The organism is Polaribacter batillariae (genome assembly GCF_017498485.1).
Classification (GTDB): domain Bacteria; phylum Bacteroidota; class Bacteroidia; order Flavobacteriales; family Flavobacteriaceae; genus Polaribacter; species Polaribacter batillariae.
In genome coordinates this window covers 2,802,548-2,829,114 of record NZ_CP071795.1, presented here as the reverse complement: position 1 = coordinate 2,829,114, position 26,567 = coordinate 2,802,548, and the positions used below count along the sequence as shown (strand labels likewise).

Annotated in this window: 17 protein-coding genes and 1 pseudogene; 3 read left to right on the top strand and 15 right to left on the bottom strand. The window is 31.5% G+C overall.

Going from position 1 to position 26,567, the window contains the following annotated elements; translation table 11 throughout:
• Window positions 1-2 precede the first annotated feature (2 nt).
• The 7 genes from JL193_RS12475 to JL193_RS12445 form a co-directional block, all read right to left on the bottom strand.
• Entirely contained in the window at window positions 3-926 is a 924-nt protein-coding gene (locus JL193_RS12475; protein WP_207971114.1) for a cbb3-type cytochrome c oxidase N-terminal domain-containing protein, read from the bottom strand.
• 11 nt (window positions 927-937) lie between these two features.
• On the bottom strand, window positions 938-1,105 hold the full coding sequence (locus JL193_RS12470; protein WP_207971113.1) for a CcoQ/FixQ family Cbb3-type cytochrome c oxidase assembly chaperone: 168 nt from the start codon (window positions 1,103-1,105) through the stop codon (window positions 938-940).
• Window positions 1,106-1,110: 5 nt separating this feature from the next.
• Complete coding sequence (ccoN, locus tag JL193_RS12465) at window positions 1,111-3,306, bottom strand: cytochrome-c oxidase, cbb3-type subunit I (RefSeq protein WP_207971112.1); 2,196 nt, start codon at window positions 3,304-3,306, stop codon at window positions 1,111-1,113.
• 10 nt (window positions 3,307-3,316) lie between these two features.
• Window positions 3,317-3,493 carry a cbb3-type cytochrome oxidase assembly protein CcoS gene (ccoS, locus tag JL193_RS12460; protein ID WP_207971111.1) on the bottom strand — a complete coding sequence of 59 codons (177 nt, stop codon included), beginning with the start codon at window positions 3,491-3,493 and terminating at the stop codon, window positions 3,317-3,319.
• Window positions 3,494-3,724: 231 nt separating this feature from the next.
• Complete coding sequence (gene hemN / locus JL193_RS12455; protein WP_207971109.1) at window positions 3,725-5,089, bottom strand: oxygen-independent coproporphyrinogen III oxidase; 1,365 nt, start codon at window positions 5,087-5,089, stop codon at window positions 3,725-3,727.
• Window positions 5,090-5,091: 2 nt separating this feature from the next.
• Window positions 5,092-5,427: an AraC family ligand binding domain-containing protein gene (locus JL193_RS12450; RefSeq protein ID WP_207971108.1), complete on the bottom strand. Its 336-nt coding sequence runs from the start codon at window positions 5,425-5,427 to the stop codon at window positions 5,092-5,094.
• A 5-nt stretch (window positions 5,428-5,432) separates the two neighbouring features.
• Window positions 5,433-7,808: a heavy metal translocating P-type ATPase gene (locus JL193_RS12445; RefSeq protein WP_207971107.1), complete on the bottom strand. Its 2,376-nt coding sequence runs from the start codon at window positions 7,806-7,808 to the stop codon at window positions 5,433-5,435.
• 104 nt (window positions 7,809-7,912) lie between these two features.
• On the opposite strand from JL193_RS12445, the gene JL193_RS12440 reads away from it, so the two are divergent.
• Window positions 7,913-8,605: a Crp/Fnr family transcriptional regulator gene (locus tag JL193_RS12440; protein ID WP_207971106.1), complete on the top strand. Its 693-nt coding sequence runs from the start codon at window positions 7,913-7,915 to the stop codon at window positions 8,603-8,605.
• A 53-nt stretch (window positions 8,606-8,658) separates the two neighbouring features.
• Here the strand turns inward: JL193_RS12440 and tamL are convergent, their stop codons facing one another.
• From tamL to JL193_RS12410, 6 genes and pseudogenes are all read right to left on the bottom strand, one after another.
• Entirely contained in the window at window positions 8,659-10,944 is a 2,286-nt protein-coding gene (gene tamL / locus JL193_RS12435) for a translocation and assembly module lipoprotein TamL (protein ID WP_243456752.1), read from the bottom strand.
• 26 nt (window positions 10,945-10,970) lie between these two features.
• Window positions 10,971-12,664, bottom strand: a pseudogene (locus JL193_RS17270) (translocation/assembly module TamB domain-containing protein).
• 3,497 nt (window positions 12,665-16,161) lie between these two features.
• Window positions 16,162-18,090, bottom strand: a complete 1,929-nt coding sequence (gene nagB, locus JL193_RS12425; protein WP_207971105.1) for a glucosamine-6-phosphate deaminase — start codon at window positions 18,088-18,090, stop codon at window positions 16,162-16,164.
• A 35-nt stretch (window positions 18,091-18,125) separates the two neighbouring features.
• Window positions 18,126-19,430, bottom strand: a complete 1,305-nt coding sequence (locus tag JL193_RS12420; protein ID WP_207971104.1) for a sugar MFS transporter — start codon at window positions 19,428-19,430, stop codon at window positions 18,126-18,128.
• Window positions 19,431-19,534: 104 nt separating this feature from the next.
• Window positions 19,535-20,599, bottom strand: a complete 1,065-nt coding sequence (locus tag JL193_RS12415) for a phosphotransferase enzyme family protein (RefSeq protein WP_207971103.1) — start codon at window positions 20,597-20,599, stop codon at window positions 19,535-19,537.
• 1 nt (window position 20,600) lies between these two features.
• Window positions 20,601-21,506, bottom strand: a complete 906-nt coding sequence (locus tag JL193_RS12410) for a nucleotidyltransferase family protein (RefSeq protein WP_207971102.1) — start codon at window positions 21,504-21,506, stop codon at window positions 20,601-20,603.
• Between the two features lie 212 nt (window positions 21,507-21,718).
• Between JL193_RS12410 and JL193_RS12405 the strand changes: the two genes are divergently transcribed.
• Both JL193_RS12405 and JL193_RS12400 read left to right on the top strand, forming a co-directional pair.
• Entirely contained in the window at window positions 21,719-22,756 is a 1,038-nt protein-coding gene (locus JL193_RS12405; protein ID WP_207971100.1) for a LacI family DNA-binding transcriptional regulator, read from the top strand.
• 143 nt (window positions 22,757-22,899) lie between these two features.
• Window positions 22,900-23,535 carry a sugar-binding protein gene (locus JL193_RS12400; RefSeq protein WP_207971099.1) on the top strand — a complete coding sequence of 212 codons (636 nt, stop codon included), beginning with the start codon at window positions 22,900-22,902 and terminating at the stop codon, window positions 23,533-23,535.
• Window positions 23,536-23,840: 305 nt separating this feature from the next.
• Here the strand turns inward: JL193_RS12400 and JL193_RS12395 are convergent, their stop codons facing one another.
• Both JL193_RS12395 and JL193_RS12390 read right to left on the bottom strand, forming a co-directional pair.
• Complete coding sequence (locus tag JL193_RS12395) at window positions 23,841-24,791, bottom strand: NAD-dependent epimerase/dehydratase family protein (RefSeq protein WP_207971098.1); 951 nt, start codon at window positions 24,789-24,791, stop codon at window positions 23,841-23,843.
• Between the two features lie 246 nt (window positions 24,792-25,037).
• Window positions 25,038-26,360 (bottom strand): DUF3472 domain-containing protein, encoded by a 1,323-nt coding sequence (locus JL193_RS12390; RefSeq protein WP_207971097.1) that lies wholly within the window; start codon window positions 26,358-26,360, stop codon window positions 25,038-25,040.
• Between the last annotated feature and the right edge of the window lie 207 nt (window positions 26,361-26,567).

Genomic DNA, 26,567 nt, shown 5'->3' with positions numbered 1-26,567 from the left:
TTTTACTTTGCTTTTATTGTGTCTTTTACCTCTTCTGTTTCTTCGGTTGTTTTCTTAGTTTCTTCTGCATTTGGATCTACCCATTTTTCTCCTTGTGGTGCTTTTGCATTTGCAGGTGTAGTTCCTTGTAAAGAAATAACATAGCTCGCTACTTTTGCTATGTCTGCAGCTTTTAAGGTTTTGTCCCAAGCAATCATTCCTTTTCCATCTCTACCTCCATTATGTATGGTATTAAAAACATTTTTTATTCCCCCACCTAAAATCCAGTATTCATCTGTTAAATTGGGGCCTATTTGTCCTCCTCCATCTGCTAGGTGACAAGATGCGCAGTTTAAATTAAAAACGGCTTTACCTCTTGCCAAATCTTTAGCGTCTGTTAAAAGTGTTACGTTTTCGGCTGTAATTAAATCTGTAGCGGTTGCTCTGTATTTATTTACTTCTCTTTTTGCTTCTGCGACTGCTTTGTTATATTCTACAATTTGGCTATCGCCATCTAAAACTTCAAATCGCACTAAATACACCAATGCAAAAACAATTGTTGCATAAAACATATATACCCACCAAGGTGGAAGAGAATTGTCTAATTCTCTAATTCCATCGTAATTATGATCTAAAATAATGTCTTCTTCTTGGTCAATTGCTTTGGCTCTTGTCCATTTTACTAATAATTTCTTAATCCAAAGGTTTGGGTCTTCAGGAATAATGCCATCTTTTTCGTTCTGTAAATCGGTTGCTTTTTTTAAAGCATACACGTTTACGATTTCTTTTAAGACAACTACTAAAACGAACCCAATTAAAGCCAACCAAACCAGAGGGTTTTCGTAAATATCGAATGGGTTTTCGTACACCATAAACGCTTTTGCAAGTGCTATAAACGTAACAATTACAAAGATTACATATACTGTAGATTGAAAAGATCTTTTCATTTTAAATAAATTTATTGGTCTAGTGGAATATTACTAACCTTATTAATATATTCTTTCTTTGCTGTAAACACCCACCAAAATAAGGCTACAAAAAAAGTGAAGAATATTAATAACGATATTAATGGATAAATTTCTATCCCAGTAATACTCTCCATATGGTTTTTTACGAATTTTAACATGTTTTCTAATTTTTAGAGATTTGTTGTTCGTCTTTTACTTTAATATCTGTACCTAAACGTTGAATGTATGCAATAACAGCTACAATTTCTCTATTTCTCATCTCAACAAAAGCTTCTCCGTTTTCTTGAGCATATTTTTTATCTGCTTCGTAACTTTTTGCAAAGTCTGGATCTGCATATAGGTTTTCTTCAATTTTAGTTCCTTGCACTAACATGTGTTGTTGTGCATTGGCAATTTCTTCTTCTGTGTAAGGTACACCAAGACTTACCATCACTTTCATTTTATCTTCTGTAGAAGATTTATCTAGTTCGTTTGTTATTAACCATTTATAAGATGGCATAATAGAACCTGGAGAAGTACTTTGCGGATCGTACATATGATTTAAGTGCCAACTATCGTTGTATTTTTTACCAACTCGATGTAAATCTGGCCCTGTACGTTTGCTTCCCCATAAAAATGGATGATCGTACACAAATTCACCTGCTTTAGAGTATTCTCCATAACGCTCTACTTCACTTCTAAAAGGTCTAATCATTTGAGAATGGCATCCTACACAACCTTCTCTAATGTAAATATCTCTTCCTTCTAATTCTAAAGGAGTATAAGGTTTTACACTACTAATGGTTGGAATGTTCGATTTTACCAATAATGTTGGCACAATTTGAATAATACCACCAATTAAAATTGCAATCGTAGCAAAAATTGTTAGTTTGATTGGTTTTCTCTCTAACCAAGTATGCCATCCTTCGCCTTTTGTTCTGTATTTTGGCACTTTTTTTAATGGTGCTGCTTCTGCTAGTTCGTCTGTTACTTCGCTTCCTGCTCTTACTGTTTTAATAATATTATATAACATTACAAGTGCGCCTAAGATATACATGCTACCACCAATGGCACGCATCCAATACATGGGTATAATTTCGGTTACTGTTTCTAAAAAGTTACCATAGGTTAAAGACCCATCTGGATTAAATTGTTTCCACATAGAAGCTTGTACAAAACCTGCAACATACATTGGTAAAGCGTACAAAATAATTCCTAAGGTACCTACCCAAAAATGAACGTTTGCCAATGCTACCGAATATAATTTTGTTTTAAATAGTCTTGGAATCATCCAGTACAGCATTCCAAATGTTAAAAATCCATTCCATGCTAATGCTCCAACATGAACGTGTGCAATAATCCAATCACTAAAATGTGCGATTGCATTTACATTTTTTAAAGATAGCATTGGGCCTTCGAAAGTTGCCATACCATAACCTGTAATTGCCACTACCATAAATTTTAAAACAGGATCTGTACGAACTTTATCCCAAGCACCTCTTAAAGTTAATAAACCATTTATCATACCTCCCCAAGAAGGCGCAATTAGCATTACAGAAAACGCAACTCCTAAATTTTGTGCCCATTCTGGTAAAGAAGTATATAGTAGATGGTGAGGTCCTGCCCAAATGTAAATAAATATTAAAGACCAAAAATGCACGATAGACAACCTGTAAGAATATACAGGCCTATTTGCTGCCTTTGGTACGAAGTAATACATTAATCCTAAAAATGGTGTGGTTAAGAAAAATGCAACTGCATTATGGCCATACCACCATTGCACAAGAGCATCTTGTACACCTGCATATACAGAGTACGATTTTAAAAAACCAACTGGTAATGCCAAACTATTAAAAATATGCAACACTGCAACCGTTACAAAAGTTCCTAAGTAAAACCAAATAGCAACGTATAAGTGGCGTTGTCTTCTTTGTAAAATCGTCCAAATCATGTTTACACCAAATGCTACCCAAACCAAAGCAATGGCAATGTCTATTGGCCATTCTAGTTCTGCATATTCTTTAGATGATGTATAACCTAAAGGAAGTGTAATGGCTGCCGCAACAATAATTGCTTGCCAACCCCAAAAATTAAAGTTGCTTAAAAAGTTACTTGCCATTCTGGCTTTTAACAATCTTTGCAAAGAGTAGTAAACTCCTGCATAAATTGCATTTCCTACAAAGGCAAAAATTACTGCATTTGTGTGCAATGGTCTTAAACGCCCAAAACTTAACCACGAAATTCCTTCTGTTAAGTTTGGAAACAAGAACATAAACGCAAGTAACAAACCTACACTAAAACCTACGATACCCCAAAGTAGTGTTGCGTAGATGAATTTTTTTACGATTTTATTATCGTAATAAAATTGTTGCATTTCCATAATTTAAAATTTAATCTTTAGTTAATTTTTCTTGTTTGACTTTTACAAGTTCATCATCAAACAGCATACGAACAGAAGGCGTGTACGAATCGTCGTATTGCCCTTTTTTTACTGAATAAATAAATGCGATAAAGAATACAATTGCCACTAAAATACTTAGTGAAAGTAGTAGGTATATTACGCTCATATCTTGCCTGATAATTGATGTATCAAAAATAATATCGATTGACTTCTTAAAATATGATATTTGTCATATTTCTTAATTTTTTGTTAAAATAATTTGCACTTCGTTTGTGATTCTGAAAAAATCTTTTCTACAATGTTTACTTAAAATGCTTACAACCTAACAAACTGGGTGTACCGTTTATTATTTTCAATAGGTTAAAACCATTAATTAATTCTTGATATTTTATTAAACTTAAATAGTCATAGAAAACAATTGTGTTTTCGGCTTATTTTCTAATAAATGAAGATCGAAAGCCATGCAAATGTTTCGAACATAAGGTCTTGCTTTTTCTGGGATTGAGAGTGAGTTTTTACCCACCTCTACCAAACCATCTTTCTCCATTTCTTCTAGCAATTTTAAGTGTTTTTCTAAATTATGAATTTTCATATTTTCTGCTTCCCATGAAGTGGAAAAATGACACATCATATTTAAAATATGTTTTCTTATAATGCTATCTTCTTTAGATAATAAATGTCCTCTAAAAATTGGAATTTCACCTTTATTTACCAATTTTTGATATTCTTTAACCGTTTTTACATTTTGTGCAAATGCATACCAAGAATCGGAAATTGCAGACATGCCCAAACCAACCATTAATTGTGTTTTGTTGGCTGTGTACCCCATAAAATTTCGATGCAATGTTTTGTTAACAGTCGCTTTATACAAACCATCTGTCTTTAGCGCAAAATGGTCCATTCCTATTTCTTCGTAGCCTAATTCTGCAAATAATTCTTTTCCGATTTCATAAAGCTCTCTTTTTTCGTCGTTTTTTGGCAAATCGTTTTCATTAAAACCTCTTTGCCCTACTCCTTTTACCCAAGGAACATGCGCATAACTGTAAAATGAAATTCTATCGGGTTGTAATTCTTTGGTTTTATTAATGGTATGCATTACAGCTTCTTTGGTTTGAAATGGCAAGCCAAAAATTAAATCGTGACTCACAGAAGTATAACCAATTTCACGAGACCATCTTGTTACTTGTTTTACGGCTTCAAAAGGCTGCACTCTATGGATGGCTTTTTGAACTTTTTCGTTATAATCTTGCACCCCAAAACTCACTCTTGTAAATCCACAGTCGTACAACGTTTGCAATTGTTTTTTAGTGGTGTTATTTGGGTGCCCTTCAAAACTAAATTCGTGATCTGGATGTTTTTTAGCAATTGAAAAAATACCGTTCATTAAATATTGTAAGTTTTCTTTTGAGAAAAATGTTGGGGTTCCACCACCTAAATGTAACTCTTTAATTATTGGTTTTTCATCTACCAAAGCCCTGTACAATTTCCACTCTTTTAAAACGGTTTCTATATATTCTTCTTCTACTTCGTGACGTTTTGTAATGTGTTTGTGACAGGCACAAAAGGTGCATAAACTCTCGCAAAATGGCAAATGAATGTAAATACTAATGCCTTCTGATGAGTTGCTTTCTACAAACGATTTTCGAAACGAAGTAATCCAATCTTGCTTATCTATTCCTTCTTTATTCCAATAAGGCACAGTTGGATAACTGGTATATCTTGGTCCTGGAATATTGTATTTTTGAATGAGTGATTTTTTCATGATTACAACACTTCTTTTACTCGTTTTACACTGTCGGTTTTCGATAATGTTAAACGCACAATACTATTCTCAATTGCAGTTAAATTGTGGACTTCATGTGGTTTTAAAGACAAGATATGCCCAGCAGTTAACCTTTTTACTTCTTTATTTACTCCAAAATCGATAATGCCTTCAACAATATGAACAATAATTGCAAATGGCGCTTGATGATCTTCCATGGTTTGTCCTTTTTTAAACACAATTCTTATCTCTTTCGAGAAATCTGTGTCTAACAAAAGTGTTAAAGCTGGCTTGTTCGAATTGAATTGAACATCTTCTAAAAACGAGGCTATATTCATAATTTTTATTTTATTTTATTTCCTAATATATTTGTAGAAATGGTTGTAAAAACAACAATACTTATCGAACTTAATGGCATTAAAATTGCTGCAATAACAGGCATTAATTGCCCTGTAACTGCAAAATACAAGCCTACCACATTGTAGCATAAAGACAGTATAAAGCAATATTTTATAATTTTAATTGCCTTTTTTGATGCCTTGATATAAGTTGCTATTTTATGAAACTTTTCTGCATCTAAAATTCCATCACAGGCAGGCGAAAACACATTAATGTTTTCGGACAAAGCAATGCCAACATCGCTTTGTGCCAAAGCACCAGCATCGTTTAAACCATCGCCAATCATCGCTACTTTTTTATTTTCTTTTTGAAGTTTGGCAACAACATTTAATTTATCTTCTGGTTTTTGGTTGAATAATAAATGGGTTCCTTTTGGTAAATTTTCTTGTAAATACGCTTTTTCACCTTCGTTATCTCCAGAAACAACTGCCAAATTATAGGCTTTTCCTAAAGATGAAAACAATACTTTTACCCCTTTTCTATAGGCGTTTTTAAAGATAAATTTTCCTTTGTACTTATCGTTAAAACTTATGTGAACAGCAGTATCTAAAGTTGCTTTTTTAGAGTTATTTTTCACAAAAGATGCAGCTCCTAATTTTACAACCGTTTCTTTGTAATTTGCCGTAATTCCTTTTCCAACAACTTCGTTATATTTAGTAATTGAAACTGTTTCAGCATCATTAAAAACCCGATACAAATTTCTACTTAAAGGATGGTTTGAAGCTCTTAAAGCACTTTTTAAAATGTTTTTTTCTTGCCAATTTAAAGCAGCACCTACATAATTAATATTATTTTGTTTATTGGTGGTTAAGGTACCTGTTTTATCGAAAATTAAGGTATCTATTTTTGCTAATTGTTCTATTACAGTAGCATTTTTTAAATAAAATTTTTGCTTTCCAAAAATACGCAACATATTGCCCAAAGTAAATGGCGCAGCCAGGGCAATTGCACACGGACATGCAATAATTAAAACGGCAGTAAATACGTTTAACGCTTTACTGGCATCGAAAAATAGCCAATATGCAGTCGCAGTAAATGCAATTAATAAAACTGCAATTGTAAAATTTTTGCTAATCGTATTTGTAATGGTTTTAAAATGAGATTTGCTATCTTTTTGAAAAACATCGTTACTCCACAATTGTGTTAAGTAACTTTGCGAAACCGAAGCCAAAACTTCCATTTCTATTACTCCCGCCAATTGTTTTCCGCCTGCAAATAGTTTGTCTCCAGATTTTTTATGTACAGCATTGGCTTCCCCTGTAACAAAACTATAATCTATTTCTGCGTTTCCGTTTATTAGTATTCCATCTACGGGAATTAATTCTTGGTTTCTAATAAGTAATCTATTGCCTTTTTCGATATCGTAAATTTGTACATTTTCTTCTTTTCCTTCAGAAGAAATTCTTGTAACTGCAATAGGAAAGTACGATTTATAATCGCGTTCGAAAGACAAGAAATTATAGGTTTTTTGCTGAAAAAATTTCCCCAACAACAAAAAGAAAACCAAACCTGTTAAACTGTCGAAAAAACCAGTGCCTAAATCGAAGATAATTTCTACAGAACTTCTTATAAATAGTACAGTTATACCAAGTGCAATAGGAACATCGATATTTAAAATTTTAGAACGCAACCCTTTGTACGCCGAAATAAAATAATCTTTTGCTGCGTAAAAAACAACAGGTAAAGAAAAGGTAAACATTAACCATCGAAAGATATTTTTATATTGTTCTAACCAAAATTCTGATACTTCGAAATATTCTGGAAACGATAAAAACATTACATTACCAAACGCAAAACCTGCAATGCCTAATTTGTATAATAAACTTCGATCTACTTTCTTTTTTCCAGATTCGTAATCTTCTAAACTAATGTAAGGTTCATAACCAATTGAGCTTAGTAATAAAACAATTTCTTTTAAAGAAGTGGTTTGTGCGTTGTAAGTAATTCGAACTGTTTTTTTGGGGAAATTTACTTGAGAAGTAGCAATTTCTGGCTTTAATTTGTGTAAATTTTCTAAAACCCAAATACAAGAACTACAATGTATATGTGGAACGTACAAGGTTGCTATTTGTGTACTTTCGTCGTTAAATTCTAATAGTTTTTCTACAATAGATTTTGTATCCAAAAAATCGTATTTTCCTTGAATTTCAGGAGGAATTGCACCTGGATTGTCTTGAAAATTGTAATAACAAGTTAAATCGTTATCAGAAAAAATCTCGTACACAGTCTTACAACCATTACAACAGAAACTTTTCTCATCAAATTTAATTAAATCATCATCACAAGAATCACCACAGTGATAACATTGTGTCGATTTCATATTTACTCTTTTGCCTACTGCAAAGTTCTAATAAGAAAGTAATTTAAAATATGATATTTGTCAGTTTTTTAATACCTTTGAAATAACAACCATTATTAGTAACTATGAGTAAATGTGAGCAGTGTATTGTTCGTCAATTTAATTCTTTAAAGCACCTTTCTAACAAAGAATTGATGAGAATTTCTGCGTGTAAAACTTCGTTATTTATTAAAAAAGGAGATACTATTTTTGAAGAAGGTAAACACTTAAATGGTGTTTTTTGTATTAAAGAAGGGGTTTGTAAAGTTTCTAAAATGAGCGAAAATGGAAGAAACCAAATTATTAGTTTGGTAAAAAGAGGAGAAATTTTAGGAGAAAGAAGCTTGGTTTCTGAAGAAGTTGCCAATTTAAGGGCTGTTGCTTTAAGTGATATGGAAATTTGTTTTGTTCCGAAAGAAGAAATCATAAACGATTTAGAGAAAAATATAAATTTTACAATGGCTGTCTTAAAAGATATGGCTGGAATGCTTAAAACTTCAGATAATGTGATTGTAGATATGGCACAAAAAACTGTAAAACAACGCTTGGCGGAAACGCTTTTAAATTTAAAGAAAAAGTTTGGCACAGACAAAGATGGTTTTATAGACATACAGCTTTCTCGCGAAGACATTGCGAATATTACTGGAACTGCTACAGAGTCTGTAATTCGCTTATTATCTGAATTTAAGAAGAAAAAAAATATCGACTTTAAAGGTAAAAATATTTCTATTTTAAACGCTAATGCCTTGGAAAGAATTGCACAGGGTTTTAAAGAATAAGGTATTTGCTTCTTTTACAAATTTTGTTTTTTTAATATATTATATCCATTTTTTTAAAAAGAATACCCAATTGCAAAGTTTAAAACAGGCTCGTTTATTCTAAAATTCCAACGTTCTCCCTTTTTAAAAGAGGGATCGTGAAATGGCGCCGCCAAATCGAAACGAATTACAAAGCCTTGTACATCTACTCGCAAACCTAAACCTGCACCCATTCCTAATTCATTTATAAAATTTGATGTAAATTTATCTTTTCCATTAAAAGCTGGATTTGCTTCGGAATTCCAAACATTACCTGCATCTGCAAAAACAGCTCCTTTAAGAAAGGAATAGATAGGAAAACGATATTCGATATTTGCTTCTAGACGTATGTTTCCGGTTTTATCGAAAAATGTTCCGTTTGTATTTAGGTCTTCATCTTCATTATAAGTTCCAGGTCCTAAAGATCGAATATTAAACGCTCGTACACTGTATGGCCCTCCAGAAAAATATTGTTTTACAAAAGGAACCACATCCGAATTTCCATAAGCATAACCATAACCCGCAAAAAGTCTTGTTGCAATGGTTTGCTCGTTATTTCTTCCGAAATTGTAATGATATCTAAAATCTACATCTGCTTTTGCATATTGTGCAAATTGCAATCCTAAAAATTCTTTTGGTTTTCCTGCTGCTGTTTCTTTTGCGAATAAACTTATGGAGTTTCCTGCAACATCTAATGTAGAATTCGCAAAAAATTGATGTGTTTTGTTTTTACCTAACATTTCGTTATAAGTAAACGAAAAAGTTAATCCAGAAATAAATTGCTGGTCGAAACTGCGTTGTAAAAAAGGGTTGTTTTCTAAAATTTCTTTAAACTTTGCTGTGGTATTAGACAAACGTGTATAATTTACCGAAATTGGGTTTATTTCATAAGTGATATACCTATTTGCATTCCAAACATAACCGAAAAACAAGTTTCCAGATAATAAGGTGTATAGTTTACTTCTACTTAAATAAGTGGCACTTAAACTGGTTTTGGTCTTAGGAATCGAATATTCGAAAAAATCTTCTTTAAAAGAAAAAGGGGCAATTACTCTTGGAAAAATCAGTTCTGTTTTTAAGCCTAATTCTATACTACTCAACCCTAAATTATCGCCACTCGAAATCTGAGTTTCATAACCAATATTCGAACTTACATTTAAAGTTTCTCCTCCTTTAAATAAATTTCTGTTGCTGTAGGTTAAACCTAATTTAGGCCCCGCGAAATTGTTAGATTTTGTTACTGCTTGTAGTTCTGCTCTAATGGCACGTTTTGTTAATGGAGAAAGAAAAATATTTGCTTCTAAAGCGCCCATTTGATTTGTTAAAGAAGTATCTAGCTCTTTATATTGAATGTTTACATATTTGTATGCTCCAATTTCAGAAAGTCGTCTTGCCGTATTTTTTGAGGTAATAGGATTGTAGAATTCGCCTTCTTTTAAGGTAATAAATTCGTCTAAATACTTGGGTTTAAAATATACTGAATCTTGATGGTAACTTTTTTCTTTGTAACGTACTGCTTTTGTATTGGCACTGTCTTTTATATCGTAATCTGGGTATATATTAATTCTTTTTATTTTATAAGGAACAATAGCTTTTTCTGGAACCCCGGCTTTTAATTTTAGAAATAAATCGAATCTTTTATTTTTATATTGATTTGTATCTGCTTCGAAAAGTAAAAAACTATCATTAAAATTATAATATCCTTTTTTCTTTAATGCTGCATCTAATCTTTGGCGTTCTAATTTTAAATTCTGTAAATCGAAGCGCATGTTTTTTTTAAAAATAGAACTTTTAGACAACTCTTTAACTTCTGCATAAATTGGAGATACCATACGATCTACTTGATAAGTTTCCATTTTGTATGGAGCAGGCACATTTAAATTATAAATTACAGAGGCTTTTTTCTTTTTTTCTTTAAATGATGATGCCACTCTGCTGTAAAAAAAACCGTGGTTTTCGAGTCTGTTTCTTAGAATTTCTTCCATATCATAAACCTCTACATCCGATTGATATACAGGTTTTTGACCAAATTTCTTATACAACCACCTGTTTATAAAATTCGGATTTTCTTTTTGATTTTTATAGTAATAATACAAGCCCAAATGCATCCCTAAGAATTTAGAATTTGGTTCTGGACGCAAAACCGTTTCTAAATCTGCTTTTAGTTCGCTAACTTTTTGCACACTAGAATCTGCCTTTAAATTAATTTTTGCGCCAGTATATAAACGCTCTCCTTCTGGAATGTATTTTTGAATGCTACAAGAATATAGCAGTATTCCTAAAAAAAATAAAATTGCGGTATGTTTTAATGTTGTTTTCAAAAAACTTAGTTTTTTTTCTTCTCTACTTATTCTTTCTCTTCTTTTTCTTTCTCTTTCTCTTTTTTCTTTGCCTTCGCTTCTTCTTTTTTCTTTGGTGAACGTAAAATGGCATTCCAAAGTTCCCTAAAGTGATTAAACTCTTGGGTAAAAATTAGTGCAATTCCACTTACAATGGTTTGCCCATCAATTACATTTTCGAACCTACTTTCTCTAAAACCTTTTAATCGATATCTACCATTTTCGGTAATTTTATATTCTAAGCTTACATTTCCTATTAACGGGGCTTTTTCTCCAGTTGCACTACTTCCTTGAATATCTACTTCGCTTCCAACCCTAACTGTAAGTCTATCGTTAAATAATTTCTTTTGCGCTGCAATGTCTAATTGAGTTCTGTCTGTTGGGTATCTCCTTGGTAATCTGTAAAACTATTTAAACCAAAGTCGAGTTCGATTCCAGAATCTCCTAAAATTTTATTTGAGAAAGTATTTAATTGTTCAGAAACTGCATCGTTTAAATTATCTCTTGCTACCGTTGCAAAACCTCCAGAACTTCCATCATTTCCTGTATCTGGATAAAAACGATTTAACACCAATAAAGAAAAAACCTGTTTGTTTAATTCTGCCTCTTGTTGATTTACTTGTTGTACTCGACCATAAACTTGCCCACCTACAGCACCTCGTTCTTCTTTTGGCATGTCTAATCCAAAAGATATTTTTGGTTGCAGCAATTCTCCATCGACATTTAAAGAAACTTCAAAAGGAAGTACTTGTTTATATTTATTTTTTACAGAGGGTTCTGATCCAGAAATTTGTGGTGCCATTAATGGAGAAGCAGACGTTTCTATATTATACATTGCTCTTACATTTAAATCTGCATCAAAAGGGTCACCAGACCAGCTAACTCTACTTCCTGGTGCAATTAAAAATTTTCTATCGACTAAATTGTATAAGTTTAGTTCGTAATGCCCATCTGAAATTTCGTAAGCTCCTGTGAGGTTAATTCTTCCATTTGGAACCATGGTAAATATAAAATCTCCCTCACCAGAGGCTTTAAAATTATCGCCTGTATCTTTATTAATAACTACTGTAATAGTAGCTTTTTTATCTACTTTTAAAGAGGCCGAAATATCAAAACCAGTGATGGTGGCTGTTTGTTCTTCGGTTCTGGTAAGAATTGCATTGGGGTTTTCTCTGTTTACAAAAGCAACAATGCCCTCTCTTTCCTCTACATTTGCATATACAGAAGGCATTACATAGGTTACATCTGTGTCTTTGCCAAGTGTTAATTTTGCATCTAATTTAGGAATTTGTAAGTCTCCTGTTAATTTTGCATTGGCATTAAAAGTAGCAGTTCCGTACAAAGATTCATTATCTTCTTTTGTTGCGTTTAAAACTCGAAAGTTTTTAGCATCTACACTTAAATCGAAAGTTGGGTTTATAAAACTTTTTGTGCCAATTTTTCCTGAAAGTAGTAGTGCATTTTTCTTTGCGTCTAAAATTTTAAAATTAGCTAATGTTAATCCGCTATTATCTAACTTTAAGGTTTCGTTATTTAAGAAGAATTTCGTGTTTAATTTAGAGATATTAAAGCCTGCATTTTTAAAGGTAATATCTCCATTATATTTGGGTTCGAATATGGTTCCTGTAACTTTAAATTCTCCTGAAAAACTACCATCGGTTTCTTTTATTTCTCCTAATGAAAACGTATTTAAAGCTTTCATTTTAAATTTATGAATTACTAAATTTAAGTTTAGTTGTTTATTACTCGCAAAATAGTCTCCATTTAAATCTAAATTCACATTACCTTCTTGTAAACCTGCGTTAAAGTCGTATTTGCTATTTCCTAAAGATTTTCCTTCTAATTTTAGGGTTCCTAAATCTGTCTTTAAAACCTCTAATTTACGTACATTTAAGTCTGCGATAATTCCTGTATCTCCGAACGGATTTTCTAAAATAAAGCTTCCGTTTAAAATGCCAGTTGCTATTTCTGTTTCTGGATTTAAGTAGTTAAAAACTTCGTCTATATTAAAATTTTTATAGTCTATTGCAATGTGCTTTTTATTGATTCTTGGCAGCTTATCTGTAATTTCTATAGATTGGTTGTTTTTCGAAATTTTAAAGTTATGAAACGTAATTTCATTCTTTTTTAACGAAATTTCGTTATCATTCGGTATTGCCCATCTTCCTTTATTTAAAATTAAACTATCTGGATGTACCGTAAATTTTAAATGATTTCTGTTTCCCGTAATTTTTGTATTTACATTCATTAATGTTTCTCCATCTTGTGAGCCTAAAAAATTAAGAGACAACTCGTTATTGGTTTGATTTCCTGTAATGTAAGTTCTTGGAACATCTAAAGGTCCTGCAAGAATTCTTTTAAATCCTAAATCGAAATTAAAATTATTTTTATTTGTGCTCATCGAAAACGCCAAACTATCTAACTCATTTCCACTATAATTAATATGTGGCGCCGTAATTTTAGCCTCTAATTTTCTTTCTAATTCGTTAAAATCGACAGCAACATTTATCGTGTCTATATCTTTTGCGTTTACTAAAAAAACGTCTTTTAATAACGAAGATTGTGCTATTTTACCTTTAAACTTTAAGTTTACTGGATTTTTTATAGAATCTGGAACTTTTTCATCTCTATAAAAATAACTAAAAATATGACGTTGAATTGCCTTTGTAAAGGTTTGTGGGTCTGTATTAGACTTTAAGTTTAAATTTAGCATTTTATTTTTTACAGAAAGAGAGGTTGTGTCTTTATCTACATAAGCTTTTGCATCAATTGCTCCTAACAAATAAGTTCTATTATCGTACACAAAAACTCCGTTTATAATTTTACTTTCTACATCGTAATTTTTGCTATTTCCTTTAAAATCTAAAGAAATATCCATGCCTGTTTTTACGTTTCTCTTCATAAGACCTAAGGCTTGCAAATCTGCACCAATTACGTCTAATTGTAGGTTTGCTTTCGAGGCAATCGAATCTAAAAACACTTTACCATTTAAAGCAATGTTTAAATTATTGTCTTTGTATTTCGATGTTATGTTTCCTTTACCATTACGAACATCGCCATTGATACTTAAATCTTTTATCGTGTAATTATTTAGTGTAAATTTCGAGACATTGGCTTCTAAAGTAGCATCTAAAGTGTTTATTTTTTTTCCACTTCCTTTTGAGTTTATTGTTAAGCTTAATGCGCCGAATTTAGGTTTTTTTAGCAATTCGTTTACTTTATAGTCTTCAATTTTTACAACGGCATTGTAACTTATCGTATTTTTATTTTTAAAGTTTCCTTTTATTTTAGCAACTCCTTGTGTGGTGGTGGTTTTTGCATCTACATAGATACTGTCTAGAGAACCACTTGCATTACCTACTAATAAAATATTTTCTGGAAGCTGAATTCCCAATTCTTTTTCATCTATAAATTGAGTAATATCTGCACGTTTTGTTGTTGCTTTTAACGTTGAAATATCAAACAATAACTTGGTAGAATCTGTAACATTTTTGAATGTTCCATTTGCTGAAATTTCTGTGGAATTTCCCCAATTTACCTTTGTCTTTCTAAGGTCGATAGAAGCCAGACTTCCATTCGCCTGAATATTTCCTGTAATTAATTTTTTACCTGCCTTTTTTAAATAAATATTTTTTTTAAGTGAAGGTTGAAATTTAAAAATCTCTTTTAATGACGCTTTAAAGGTAGGTATGTTTAAGTTGACTTTTGTTTTCTCTGGAGTTGTTAAAAGCCGATTTAAAGATGCATATTTTAAATCGATATTACCCATTAAAATATTGTTATTTAACTTAACATCTAAATCGTTTACATTTAACTGTGTGTCTGTGGCATTCAAATTAAATGCAAATTGGCGTAAATTAAAACCTGAAGCTTCATTAAAATTAAGTTGAGAAATTGTTGCACTCGCTTTTTTATCTTTCAGAAAAATATTTGCTCCTTTTAAAGTTAAATTCTCTACCAAAATTGCTTTCGCCTTAAAGGTGTTTTTTTGAGGTTTTGTATTGTCTTTAGAATAATTGATTGTATTATTTTCTAAATTAATTGCTGCAATGTTTATCGTAAATGCAGGCCATTGCATCTTTACAGCTTCATTGTTTTTTGAACTAACTTCATTTTTATTAGAAACTGTATTTAAATCAATTTTAGAATTGCTAAGTTGTAAATCGTCTAAATTAATTGTGTTTTTTGCCAAATCTATTTGCGGAATTTCTGCATAAAAATCATCAATATTTATAGTGGAAGAAATGTTTTCTATTTTCGATTTGTAAAACGCATTTACATTTTCTATTTTTAAATTATCCACGGAAAATTTTGGTAAAGGAGCCGCTTCTTCTGTAGTAACTATTTGAGATGGATTTTGAACGAATCGAATATTCGAATTCGAAAGTTGAAGATTAGATGCTTCGAAAACCATATTTTCGACATCTGTTTTTTGCATATTTGTTTCTAATTTACCAATTTTAAAACGTCCATCAAGTCCTAAAACTTCATCTTTCAACAAAAAATCGATCTCTTTAAAAGCTAAATTACCCAAAACAATATCTAATGGTTTTGCAGTGGTATCTTTCGCAACAGGAGCTGGCTTTTCTGGCGCAAAAGCATCTATTAAAAACTGAAAATTATACCCAGAAATGGTGTCTTTTCTTGTTATATTTGCTCGTAAACCTTCTAAATTTAAACGATCTACACCTATTCCGTTTCCACGAATTATTGCCCAAAGAGGCACGTTTGCTTCCAAAGATTTGGTATATACTAAGGTATCTCCTTTGGTGTCTTCTAAGTACAGGCCCTCTAGCTGTACACTACCATCGAAAGTAATAAATAATTTTTCTACGGCAACTTTTGTGTTTGTTTTATCGGAAACATAACTTACTACTTTATCTACAATAATACTTTGCCCCCAAGAGCTTCTTATAAAAAGAACAATTAAAAATAGAAATAACAATATGCCCAAAAACACTCTTAATGTTCTTCTTAAAAAACGATATTTCTTTTTCTTTGGCATTTTATGGAATGCTATTTAACAGTAAATTTTAGAGTTGCAAATATAAAGTGGCAATTTCGTTATTATTATCTGTAATAGAAGTTATTTTAACTCCTTTAACATTTTTTTTGACGATGACATTAATTCCACAAAAAAATCCCATCATTTTTAATTTAAAAACTGATGGGATTAAGGTATTATTATTTACTAAAGTTTTAATAATGCCACCTCACAAATGCTTCCATTGCTGCGTAATGAGACAGGCCTAATTTATCGTATAACTCTGCGGTTTCTCTGTTTCTATCTTCTGCTCGTTGCCAAAACTCTCTACTATCTGAGCCTTGAAAAACAACACCATCTTTTTGTGATTGATGTTTAAAAATTCCTTTTCGCTTTTCCAATACCTGGTCTGGACCCATTGGAACTGCCATTTCTATCTCATCTATACCCCATTCTTGCCAAGCGCCTCTGTACAACCAAACCCAACAATCTTCCATAAATTTCTTTGGCTTTAATTCTTTTACCGCTGCAAAAATAGCGTCTAAACAAACTTTATGCGTTCCATGTGGGTCTGCCAAATCGCCTGCTGCATAAATTTGGTGTGGTTTTATTTTTTCTATTAGATCTTTGGTTATTTCTACATCGCCAACTCCTATTGGATTCTTTTTTATGGCACCTGTCTCATAAAACGGCAGGTTCATAAAATGAATTTGAGCATCTGGTAAACCTACAAAATGGCAAGTGGCTCTGGCTTCGCCTTTTCTAATTAAGCCTTTAATGTACCTTACTTCTGGGGTATCTATTTCACTCGACTTTTTGTTCTTTAAAAATTTAACTGCTTTTTTATAAATTTTTGTTGCTTCTGTATTGTCGATGCCAAATTTCTCGTTATAATCGCATACAAAACTTGCAAAACGCAATGCTTCATCATCTGCTACTGCAATATTTCCTGAAGTTTGATATCCTACATGTACTTCGTGACCTTGTTCGTGCAATCTTTTAAAAGTTCCTCCCATACTAATGATATCATCATCTGGGTGTGGACTAAAAATTAACACTCGTTTCTTGGTCGGTTCTGCTCTTTCTGGTCGTTTACTATCGTCTGCATTGGGCTTTCCTCCAGGCCAACCTGTAATGGTGTTTTGTAATTTATTGAATATTTTAATGTTAATGTCGTAAGCGGGGCCAGAATCTGCCAACAAATCACTCATTCCGTTTTCGATATAATCGGCATCTGTTAGCATTAAAATGGGCTTTTTTAAGTTTAAAGCCAAACTTAATACTGCTTTTCGAATTAAATGATCTGTCCAAACAATTTTTTCTACCAACCAAGGCGTATTGATTCTTGTGAGTTTAGATGCTGCTGCTTTGTCTAATACAAACGTGGCATTTCTATGTTCTTGTAAATACGATGCAGGTACCAAACTGGTTACTTCGTCTTCTACTGAAGCTTTTATGATGTTCGATTTTCTTTCTCCCCAAGCCAATAAAATAACTCTTTTGGCTTCCATAATTTTTTTTACTCCCAATGTAATTGCCGTTCTTGGCGTGTTTTCTAATCCAGAAAAATCGCCACTTGCAGCCACTCTTGTGATATGGTCTAAAGCAACTAAACGTGTTTTTGAATTTTGAAGAGAACCAGATTCGTTAAAACCAATGTGCCCATTGCCTCCAATTCCTAAAATCTGTAAATCGATACCACCTAAAGCTTCTATCTTTGCTTCATATTGGTCGCAATAATCTCGAATTTCTTCTTTTGACAAGGTGCCATCTGGAATGTGGTAATTCTCTGGTAAAATATCGACATGATTGAACAGTTGTTCTTGCATAAAACGCACGTAACTATTTACAGAGTCGGGTTCCATTGGGTAATATTCATCTAAATTAAAAGAAATTACGTTCTTAAAACTTAAGCCTTCTTCTTTATGTAAACGAACCAATTCTGCATACAAGCCTTTGGGAGAAGAACCTGTTGCTAACCCCAAAATACAAGGTTGTTTTTGCGACTGCTTTACTTTAATTAAATCTGCAATTTCTTTTGCAACTTGTGCTGATGCTTCTCTTGAATCTTCGAAAACTACAGTTCCAATATTCTCGAATCTTTTCTCGAATCCGGTGGCTTTGTCTATTTTACTTTTTAACATGATGTATTGCTTCTCTATATTAAAATTAATCTCGATTATTTACTCCAATTTTTTATTTTATGACCCCATATTGCAAAGAATAGGATAATTGCATAGCAAGGAATTAAAATCCAATAGCTTTCTGTAGATGCTGTTGCAATGGCGTCTGCTTCTTGTATTCCATTGGCTATAAGTTCGTGTTTGTTGGCATCTACAATTCTTCCATACAAAGGCGGAATGATAGCCCCTCCTGAAATGGCCATAATTAACAATGCAGAACCTGTTTTGGTAAATTTTCCTAAACCATCTAAAGTTAGGGGCCAAATGGCTGGCCAAACCAAAGCGTTTGCAATCCCTAAAGCCGCAACAAATAGTACTGAGGTAAAACCTGTGGTACTTAATATGCAAAAACTAAATACAATTCCTAAAACGGCACTGGCGATTAAAGCTGTTTTTTGTTTTACATATTTAGGAATTAAGAGAACGCCTAAGGCATAGGTTGCCACCATTGCCATTAAGGTATAGGTGGTAAAGAATTTTGCTTCTTCTCCTGTAAATCCTAAGGAAATTCCGTAAGCGATAATGGTATCTCCTGCAATAACTTCTGCACCTACATAAACGAATAAAGCAATTACTCCTAACCATAAATTAGGGAATTGGAAAATGCTTGTTTTGGCGGTTTTCCCTTCTTCTAAAACGGGTTCTTCTGCGGCTTCTACTTGTGGTAATGGTGCTTTTCTTATTAAAATTCCTAATAAAAATAAGGCGATTGCCATTACAACATAAGGCATAAATACGCTATCTGCCATGGTATCTAACAACACATTTTTTTCTTCTAAAGTTGCACCTGCTAATTTTTCTTTTGTTTCATCGATTCCTGATAACAATAAAGCTCCAAAAATTAAAGATCCTAATGCTCCTGCAACTTTGTTTGCTATTCCCATAATGGCGATTCGCTTGGCGCCACTCTCTATTGGACCCAAAATGGTAATGTACGGATTGGCTGCGGTTTGTAAAATGGTCATTCCTATTCCTTGAATAAAAATTCCTGCTAAAAACACCCAATAGGTTCTTGCTTCTGCTGCTGGTATAAATACCAAAGCTCCAATAGCCATAATAATTAGCCCTAAAGACATCCCTTTTTTGTAACCAATTTTTTCTAAAATGTAAGAAGCTGGCAATGCCATTACAACAAACGAAATATAAGAGGCTGTCGCCACTAAATAAGATTGCGATTCTGTTAACTCGTTGATGGTTTTCATAAAAGGAATTAAAGCACCATTAATCCACGTTACAAACCCAAATATGAAAAATAGTCCTGCAATAATTACAATTGCTGTCGTGTTGTTTTTTTGTTGCATAATGTTTAATTTTTTTTGGTTAGTTTTTTTAATATTACAAGAATTTCAAAAGATAAACACCCTTTAAATTCTCGTAGGCATACACTTTTTCTTTTTTTGCTTCTCTATATTTTTATCTTTTCAGTAAAACTTTCTATCAATTTAAATTGATTTTTTGCTCTATCTAAGTTATGTTCTGCATAATTGGTTTTATAATACACGTCGTTATTTAAATAATCTGTTAAGAAACGAAGTGCCATAATAAAAATCATTGTTTTGGCTGCTAGTGGCAAATACTTTAATTCTAAAGCAGATAAAGAGTCTTTAGATTGCTCAAGAAATCCTTTTTCGTAAGCTTTGTAATATTCTAAATTAAACTCAACTTTAGCCAAATCTGTTTCATCTTCTGCTGCAGTGTTGCAAATTGTTCTAATCGCATCACCAAAATCGTAGTGTATTATTCCAGCCATTACTGTATCTGTATCTATCATACAAATACCTTTATTGTCTTTGGTAAAAAGAGAGTTTGATATTTTAGTATCGTTATGTGTTACTCTTACAGGAATATCTCCTACTTCTTTTAAATGCTGAAGAATGTGCATTTCTTCTTTTAAATCTGCAACAATTTTTGTGTATTTTGCAGCTTTAAATAACCTGTCTTTAGAGGCACTTTGTAATGACGATGCATACTGTTTGTAGCGAAAAGACATGTCGTGAAAATTAGGAATTACATCAATTAACTGACTGCTATCTAAATCTGCAGTTAAGTTTAAAAAATTACCTAAAAGTTTCCCTCCTTCGTAAGCAATTTCTTTGTTTTTTACAATTTCGTGTGTAACACTATCGTCGATAAAAATCATTACGTTCCAATAATTCCCTCCTTTTTTGTAATAATAAAAATCTGTGTTTTTAGCTTTTACAAAGCTCAACACTTTTTTAGATAACTCTTCTTTAGAAAGCTCTGGGTATTTGCTTTTTAAATGTTCGCTTGTTAACACCTTATTATTTACTAAACCTGGAACATCTTTAAATATTTGATGATTTATTCGTTGAAGAATGAAGTTCTTAGAACCCTCTGTTTTTACTAAAAAGGTATCGTTAATATGACCAGAATTTAACTCTGAATGACTTATAAAATTCGATTGATGATCGAACTCATTAAAGATGGATTTTATAGTTTCTGCCTTCATATTAACTCCATAATTTAGTTGGATAAACTCCGTTTTCTTTTAATTTATTAATCTCTTTTTGTACCTTCTCTTTATCTTCGCTATAAGTTACTCCAAACCATTTAGATTCTGATTCTAAAACTTTTACAGAAGCTTTTTTACTTTCTAGCATTTTATTTACGATAGATGGCAAATAAAATTCTGCCTTTAAGCTTTCTTTATTATTTTCTAAAAACTCTAAAAATAATTCATCACCAAATTCGAAACATTTTGGAGTAAACCCCCAAAAATTCATAGAAACAGTCGTATTTTCGTCTATAGGAACCATTTGTCCATCGTTATTTTCGCATTTTAAAACTCCATTTATTTTTTCGATTCGAACTCTTTCTGTAACATCTACTAGAAATCCATTTTTATCAACTGTACATTCTCCTCTAGAAACATAGCCATTCTCTGAAATGGTATTTTTTAAAGAGTAAGCAACCATACTAAAATCGTAACTATCTTTAGCTGTATTTTTTAACTGCTCTACAATTGCAATAAAAGCTTGCCTGCTATAAAAATCATCTGCATTAATAATGGCAAAATTTTCTTTTACAACATCTTTTGTCATTAACAACGCATGCCCTGTTCCCCAAGGTTTTACCCTTTCTGGATTTTTATATGGTTCGGGCACATTATCTAACTCTTGATACACATACGCTACTTCGACTTTGCCTTCTAATTTTTTATTAAAAATAGCTTTAAACTCTTTTTCGAAACTTTTTCTTATGACAAAAACAACTTTTCCAAAACCAGCCTCTATTGCATCGTATAACGAAAAATCTATAATGGTATCTCCTTCTGGTGTAAAAGCATCCATTTGTTTTAATCCTCCATACCTGCTTCCCATTCCTGCTGCTAGTATGACTAAAGTTGGTTTATCCATAATATTAGTTTTTATTTTTTTACGAAAAATGATTTAATTTACTGAAAATCAAATAGATGAAACTACATTAAAATGAAGCTATATTTTTTAATCTTTACAAAGCTATGTAATAAAATGATAAAAAAAAAGAAAAACCACAAAAAATGTGCTCGAACACACTAGAAATGTTATCGAACACATATTTTATCTATTTATTACATATATTTGCTATTATGACCAAAAAACATACGATAAAAGATATTGCAGAATTGGCTGGGGTTTCTAAAGGAACTGTAGATAGAGTTATTCATAACAGAGGAAAAGTATCTACAAAAGCTTTAGAGAAAGTAAATGCGGTGTTAAACGAAATAGATTATCAACCAAATTTGTTGGCAAGAAGTTTAAAAAACACCAAAGAATACCATATTTGTATAATTATGCCAGATTATAATGAAGATGCTTTTTGGCTGCCTTGTTTTGAAGGAATACAAGAAGCAATCGCCGAATTTAGTTCTTTTGGTATTTTTATAGAGCCTTTCTTTTTTAACACTAACGATGTACAAACTTTTATAAATGTAAATAAAAAAGTTTTAAAGTTATCGCCAAATGCTGTTTTATTAACACCTCTCTTTTATAAAGAAACCACTAAAATTGTAAATAGTTATGCAGCAGCGAATATTATTGTTAGTAAGTTTAACAATCAATTAGAAACAGAAAATACCAAAAATTTTGTTGGTCAAGATTTATTTAAAAGTGGTAGAATTGCTGCGAGTTTAATGAAAATTTTAATTCCTAAAAACGCCAATATTGCTATTATTCATATAGATGAAGATTTTAACAATGCAATACATATGCAAGAAAAAGAAAAAGGATTTAGAAATTATTTTTACGAACTAGAAAATTCTAGCTATCAAATAACAACGTATAGCGCTAAAAATGCTGATCTTAAAAATAAATTGAGATACATTTTTAACATTTCTAAAAATTTGGCAGGAATTTTTGTTACCACATCAAAAACATACAAAGTAGCCGAATTTACAAAAGAAAAAAATATAAAAATTATAGGCTACGATTTATTGGACGAAAATATTCGATATCTAAAAAATAATCATATCGATTTTTTAATTCATCAAAATCCTAAAAAACAAGTCTATTTAGGGTTAAACTATTTAGTAGAACATTTACTTTTTGGCAAAGAAATACCCGCAAAAAGCTTATTGCCAATCGATATTATTAATGCAGAAAATTTAGAAAGTTATTTAGAAAGTTAAATATATTTTCTATTATAGCACCAGTTTTCACCACAGCAAATCAACACAGAATACCAATAGGAAATAAATAAAAAACATTCACGAAACTATTATGCTAGCAACAAATTTAATAAAACGAACGCTTCCTTAAAAATTAGTTACACTTGAAAAAATATAAAGTAAATCTAGTACAAGACAAAGAAATTATCCTTTCTGGGAAAGGAAATCATCTTATTTGGAAAAAAGCAAATAGCTTAACCGATTTTTCTTCTCCTTGGGATGATAAACCTATTAAAAAAATTGAATTTAAAGCTGTTTATAATTCCGAAAAAATCTTTTTTCAATTTAAGGTTGACGACAATCAAGTACACATACATCCATCTAAAGAAAAAAACGACAGCATTAATAATTCTGACAGGGTAGAATTGTTTTTTAGGAGTGATGCTTCTCTAGAACCTTATTATTGTTTAGAAATAGACCCTCTTGCAAGAATTATGGATTTTAAAGCAAAGCCAAACAGAAAATTTGATTTTAATTGGAATTGGCCCTCACAAGACATTGAAGTAAAATCGACAATAGAACCTAATTATTTTATTGTAGAAATTGCAATTACACTAAAATCTTTAAAAGAACTAAATCTTTTAAAAAACGGACAGATAGAAACAGGAATTTACAGAGCAAAATACAATCTACAAGAAAATAATTTATTTGAGCCAACTTGGATTCCTTGGGTAAACCCACAAACAAAAGAGCCAAATTTTCATATCGATAGCTCTTTTGGTTTGCTTGAACTTACGTAACAATTAAAAAAGAGGCTGTCACAAAAGTAAATTTAACTGTTATTTTTAGCATTATTAAAATCAACATATATTTTAATTGAAAGTAGCAAACGAAGTTATCTAAAAATATAAAATACTGAAAAACAATAAATAAGATTTCTCCATTACAGTCGAAATGGCAAATTTTAAGACTTTCGAGACAGCTTCTTTTTTGTACCAATTCTTAGTTTAAAAAATGTAAGAATAGGTGCTGATTTTAAAATCCTACATCTTTTATTGCCTGAAGCTCACTCTTTAAGCTATCTTTATTTTTTAGTACATTTTATTTAAATTGTTGCTAATTTATACTGTTCTTCTAATTTTTGAATCATAATTTTAGACATTCTATCTAAATTATAAGCGGGTTTCCAGCCCCAATCTTCTCTTGCATTTGTATCGTTAATACTTTGTGGCCAAGAACTTGCAATTTTTTGTCTAAAATCTGGTTTATAACTTATTCTAAAATTTGGATAAATCTTTTTTATCGACTCAAAAATTTCTTTTGGACTAAAACTCATTCCAGCTAAATTGTATGAAGTTCTTACAGAAATGTTTTCTTTTGGGGCGTCCATTAGTGCTACTGTAGCTCTAATGGCGTCGTTCATAAAAATCATTGGCAACACTGTATTTTTCTCTAAAAAACAGCTAAATTTTTCTTTTTTTACTGCTTTATGGTAAATATCTACAGCATAATCTGTAGTGCCACCTCCAGGTAAAGATTGGTAACCAATAATGCCTGGGTATCTTAACGACCTTACATCTAAACCATATTTTTCGAAATAATAATTTCCCCAATTCTCGCCCGAACTTTTACTAATTCCGTAAACTGTTGTTGGTGTTAAATTTGGGTTTTGAGGAGTATTTTCACGCGGTATTTTATCTCCAAAAACAGCAATTGAACTCGGATAAAAAACTTTATCTATTCCGTACAATCTTGAAACCTCTAAAACATTAAAAAGAGATTTCATATTAATATCCCAAGTTTTTAATGGATTTTCTTCTCCTTTTGCTGATAAAATTGCAGCCAAATGATAAATTTGGTTGATTTTATTTTCGACAACGATTTTTTCTATTGCTTTATAATCTGTTGCATCTAGTTGTTCGAAATGCCCCATAAAATTAGGTTTTTCTAACAAATCTGTAGCAATTACATTTTGCACTCCAAATTTTTGTTGCAATTCTTTTGTTAATACCGAGCCCAATTGACCTCCTGCGCCTGTGATTAAAATTTTAATCATACTTGTATTTATTTGTTAAAATGAGTGTTTTTTTATTGACAAATTTCCTTTTTATTTCAATTTAAAATGGATGTTTTATTCATCAAAAAAGGGGTACTAATTTGTCAATTGAAAGTATTTTGCAGGTATTCGTTGCTTAATTTGAGGGAAATTTTTAAAATAAAAAAAAAGGAATAAACCAACAATTTCTTATCAATTTATTCCTAGCCAAACTAATTCAAATAAAAACTTTAACCACTGTATCGCTTAAAGTTTTGGTTTTGGCAAACTAGAGAAAATTATATTGGGGGAATTTTCACTTTCTTTTCTAGAAAAATTTGTTTTCAGCGCTACATTTTCGTTAAAGAAACCACCGTTTTTTAAGAAAAATTTATCCCCGATAACGCCCCCTGCGTAGTCTAATCTTTCGTTCGCATTTGCTGTGGCATCTGCTGTAAATTTTCCATTTGTAATTTCTATCCATTTTTTGTTGGTGGTATAAACCCACTGATTTTCGAAATAAGCTTTTCTTGTTTGATTGCCTGTACTTGGATTAAAATTCTCTAAAAAAGAATACAATCTCGTTAAGTAAGTTACTGTTTTTGGTCTTCTTAAACTGGCAATTATTTGCCATTTTTCAATTAATGGATCGTAAAAATACGCAGTGTAATCTGTAGATCCTGCTACAGGAGAGGGTTCTCCTTTTAATAAAAATTTATAGGTTGTATCTACTTTCCAATTTACGTTTTTAAAACTCTGAATTCCAGAACCTTCGTTGCCGAAATTTTGAATTGTTACTCCTTCTCCACCTCCTAAACTTTTTACTGTATAATCTTTTGGAATTTGATTTGGGTTGTCTGTTACAAAAGCGCTCCAAATAGAAAACAATACACGTCTTTCTGTTTTAGAGTTTACCTGTATTCCAAAATAACCTTCTGCATGACCATTTGCCATAAAGAAGCTTCCTAGTTTATCTTCTCCAGCAGGAACCGTAATTTCATTATAGAAATATTGCACTTCTTCATTTTCTGGTTGGCTGTATTTTAAATGTACAGATGGCCCTCTTCTACCAAAATGATGATTTGTTGATGGCACAAAATTTAAATTTGTTGCAACGGCTGTTCCTCCTAAAAGAACCTCATCTATATCTGCAATAATATTACCTGTTTTTTCTTTTCCTTGAAGCTCTATTTTTACATAACCTTCTGTAACATCGAAAGTTCCTACGCTTATTGTTTTATATTCTTTGTTTTTTACGTTTATCGTTTTTGTTTTATTATAAATTGTTACATTAATTTTAGAGTTTCCTTCTGTAGATTTTATTTTTAGGCCAAGGTTTAGTTTTCCACTTCCTGTTCTTATATACGTGTTAATTACATGATTTAAAGAGGTCCAATTTCGTATGCCTTCTTTTTTAACAATGCTTTTGTTTTCTGGTTTTTTTCCTGTAACCCAACTATTAGAACCAATAGGAACACTTGCCGTAAAATTGGTATTTACATTGTTATTTTCTTTTGTTTCGTTTGAACAAGAATCGTTAAAAAGTATAATTTGCAATAAAAGTAATATAGAAAATCCTCTTTTAACCATTCTGTTTTTTTTTGACACTCCTTTATCCATAAAATTGATTAACATTTATAAATGTCTTTGCAAATTTGATTATTTTATCTTAAAATGAAGAGTGACATATTCGCCAGAAAAAGGGGGCGTATTTGGCGAAAGTTCTAAAAAGTAAAAAAAAACGGCAGTATATGCAGAAAATATCGAGCTATTTTTAAAAAAACAACATCGACTTTA

Bases quoted from the DNA above. Each gene is read 5' to 3' on its own strand.
- JL193_RS12420 (WP_207971104.1), bottom strand. From the start codon at position 19,430: ATGCAACAAAAAAACAACACGACAGCAATTGTAATTATTGCAGGACTA.
- JL193_RS12445 (WP_207971107.1), bottom strand. From the start codon at position 7,808: ATGAAATCGACACAATGTTATCACTGTGGTGATTCTTGTGATGATGAT.
- JL193_RS12395 (WP_207971098.1), bottom strand. From the start codon at position 24,791: ATGATTAAAATTTTAATCACAGGCGCAGGAGGTCAATTGGGCTCGGTA.
- JL193_RS12470 (WP_207971113.1), bottom strand. From the start codon at position 1,105: ATGTTAAAATTCGTAAAAAACCATATGGAGAGTATTACTGGGATAGAA.
- JL193_RS12475 (WP_207971114.1), bottom strand. From the start codon at position 926: ATGAAAAGATCTTTTCAATCTACAGTATATGTAATCTTTGTAATTGTT.
- JL193_RS12405 (WP_207971100.1), top strand. From the start codon at position 21,719: ATGACCAAAAAACATACGATAAAAGATATTGCAGAATTGGCTGGGGTT.
- JL193_RS12450 (WP_207971108.1), bottom strand. From the start codon at position 5,427: ATGAATATAGCCTCGTTTTTAGAAGATGTTCAATTCAATTCGAACAAG.
- JL193_RS12415 (WP_207971103.1), bottom strand. From the start codon at position 20,599: ATGAAGGCAGAAACTATAAAATCCATCTTTAATGAGTTCGATCATCAA.
- JL193_RS12390 (WP_207971097.1), bottom strand. From the start codon at position 26,360: ATGGTTAAAAGAGGATTTTCTATATTACTTTTATTGCAAATTATACTT.
- ccoS (WP_207971111.1), bottom strand. From the start codon at position 3,493: ATGAGCGTAATATACCTACTACTTTCACTAAGTATTTTAGTGGCAATT.
- ccoN (WP_207971112.1), bottom strand. From the start codon at position 3,306: ATGGAAATGCAACAATTTTATTACGATAATAAAATCGTAAAAAAATTC.
- JL193_RS12410 (WP_207971102.1), bottom strand. From the start codon at position 21,506: ATGGATAAACCAACTTTAGTCATACTAGCAGCAGGAATGGGAAGCAGG.
- JL193_RS12440 (WP_207971106.1), top strand. From the start codon at position 7,913: ATGAGTAAATGTGAGCAGTGTATTGTTCGTCAATTTAATTCTTTAAAG.
- hemN (WP_207971109.1), bottom strand. From the start codon at position 5,089: ATGAAAAAATCACTCATTCAAAAATACAATATTCCAGGACCAAGATAT.
- nagB (WP_207971105.1), bottom strand. From the start codon at position 18,090: ATGTTAAAAAGTAAAATAGACAAAGCCACCGGATTCGAGAAAAGATTC.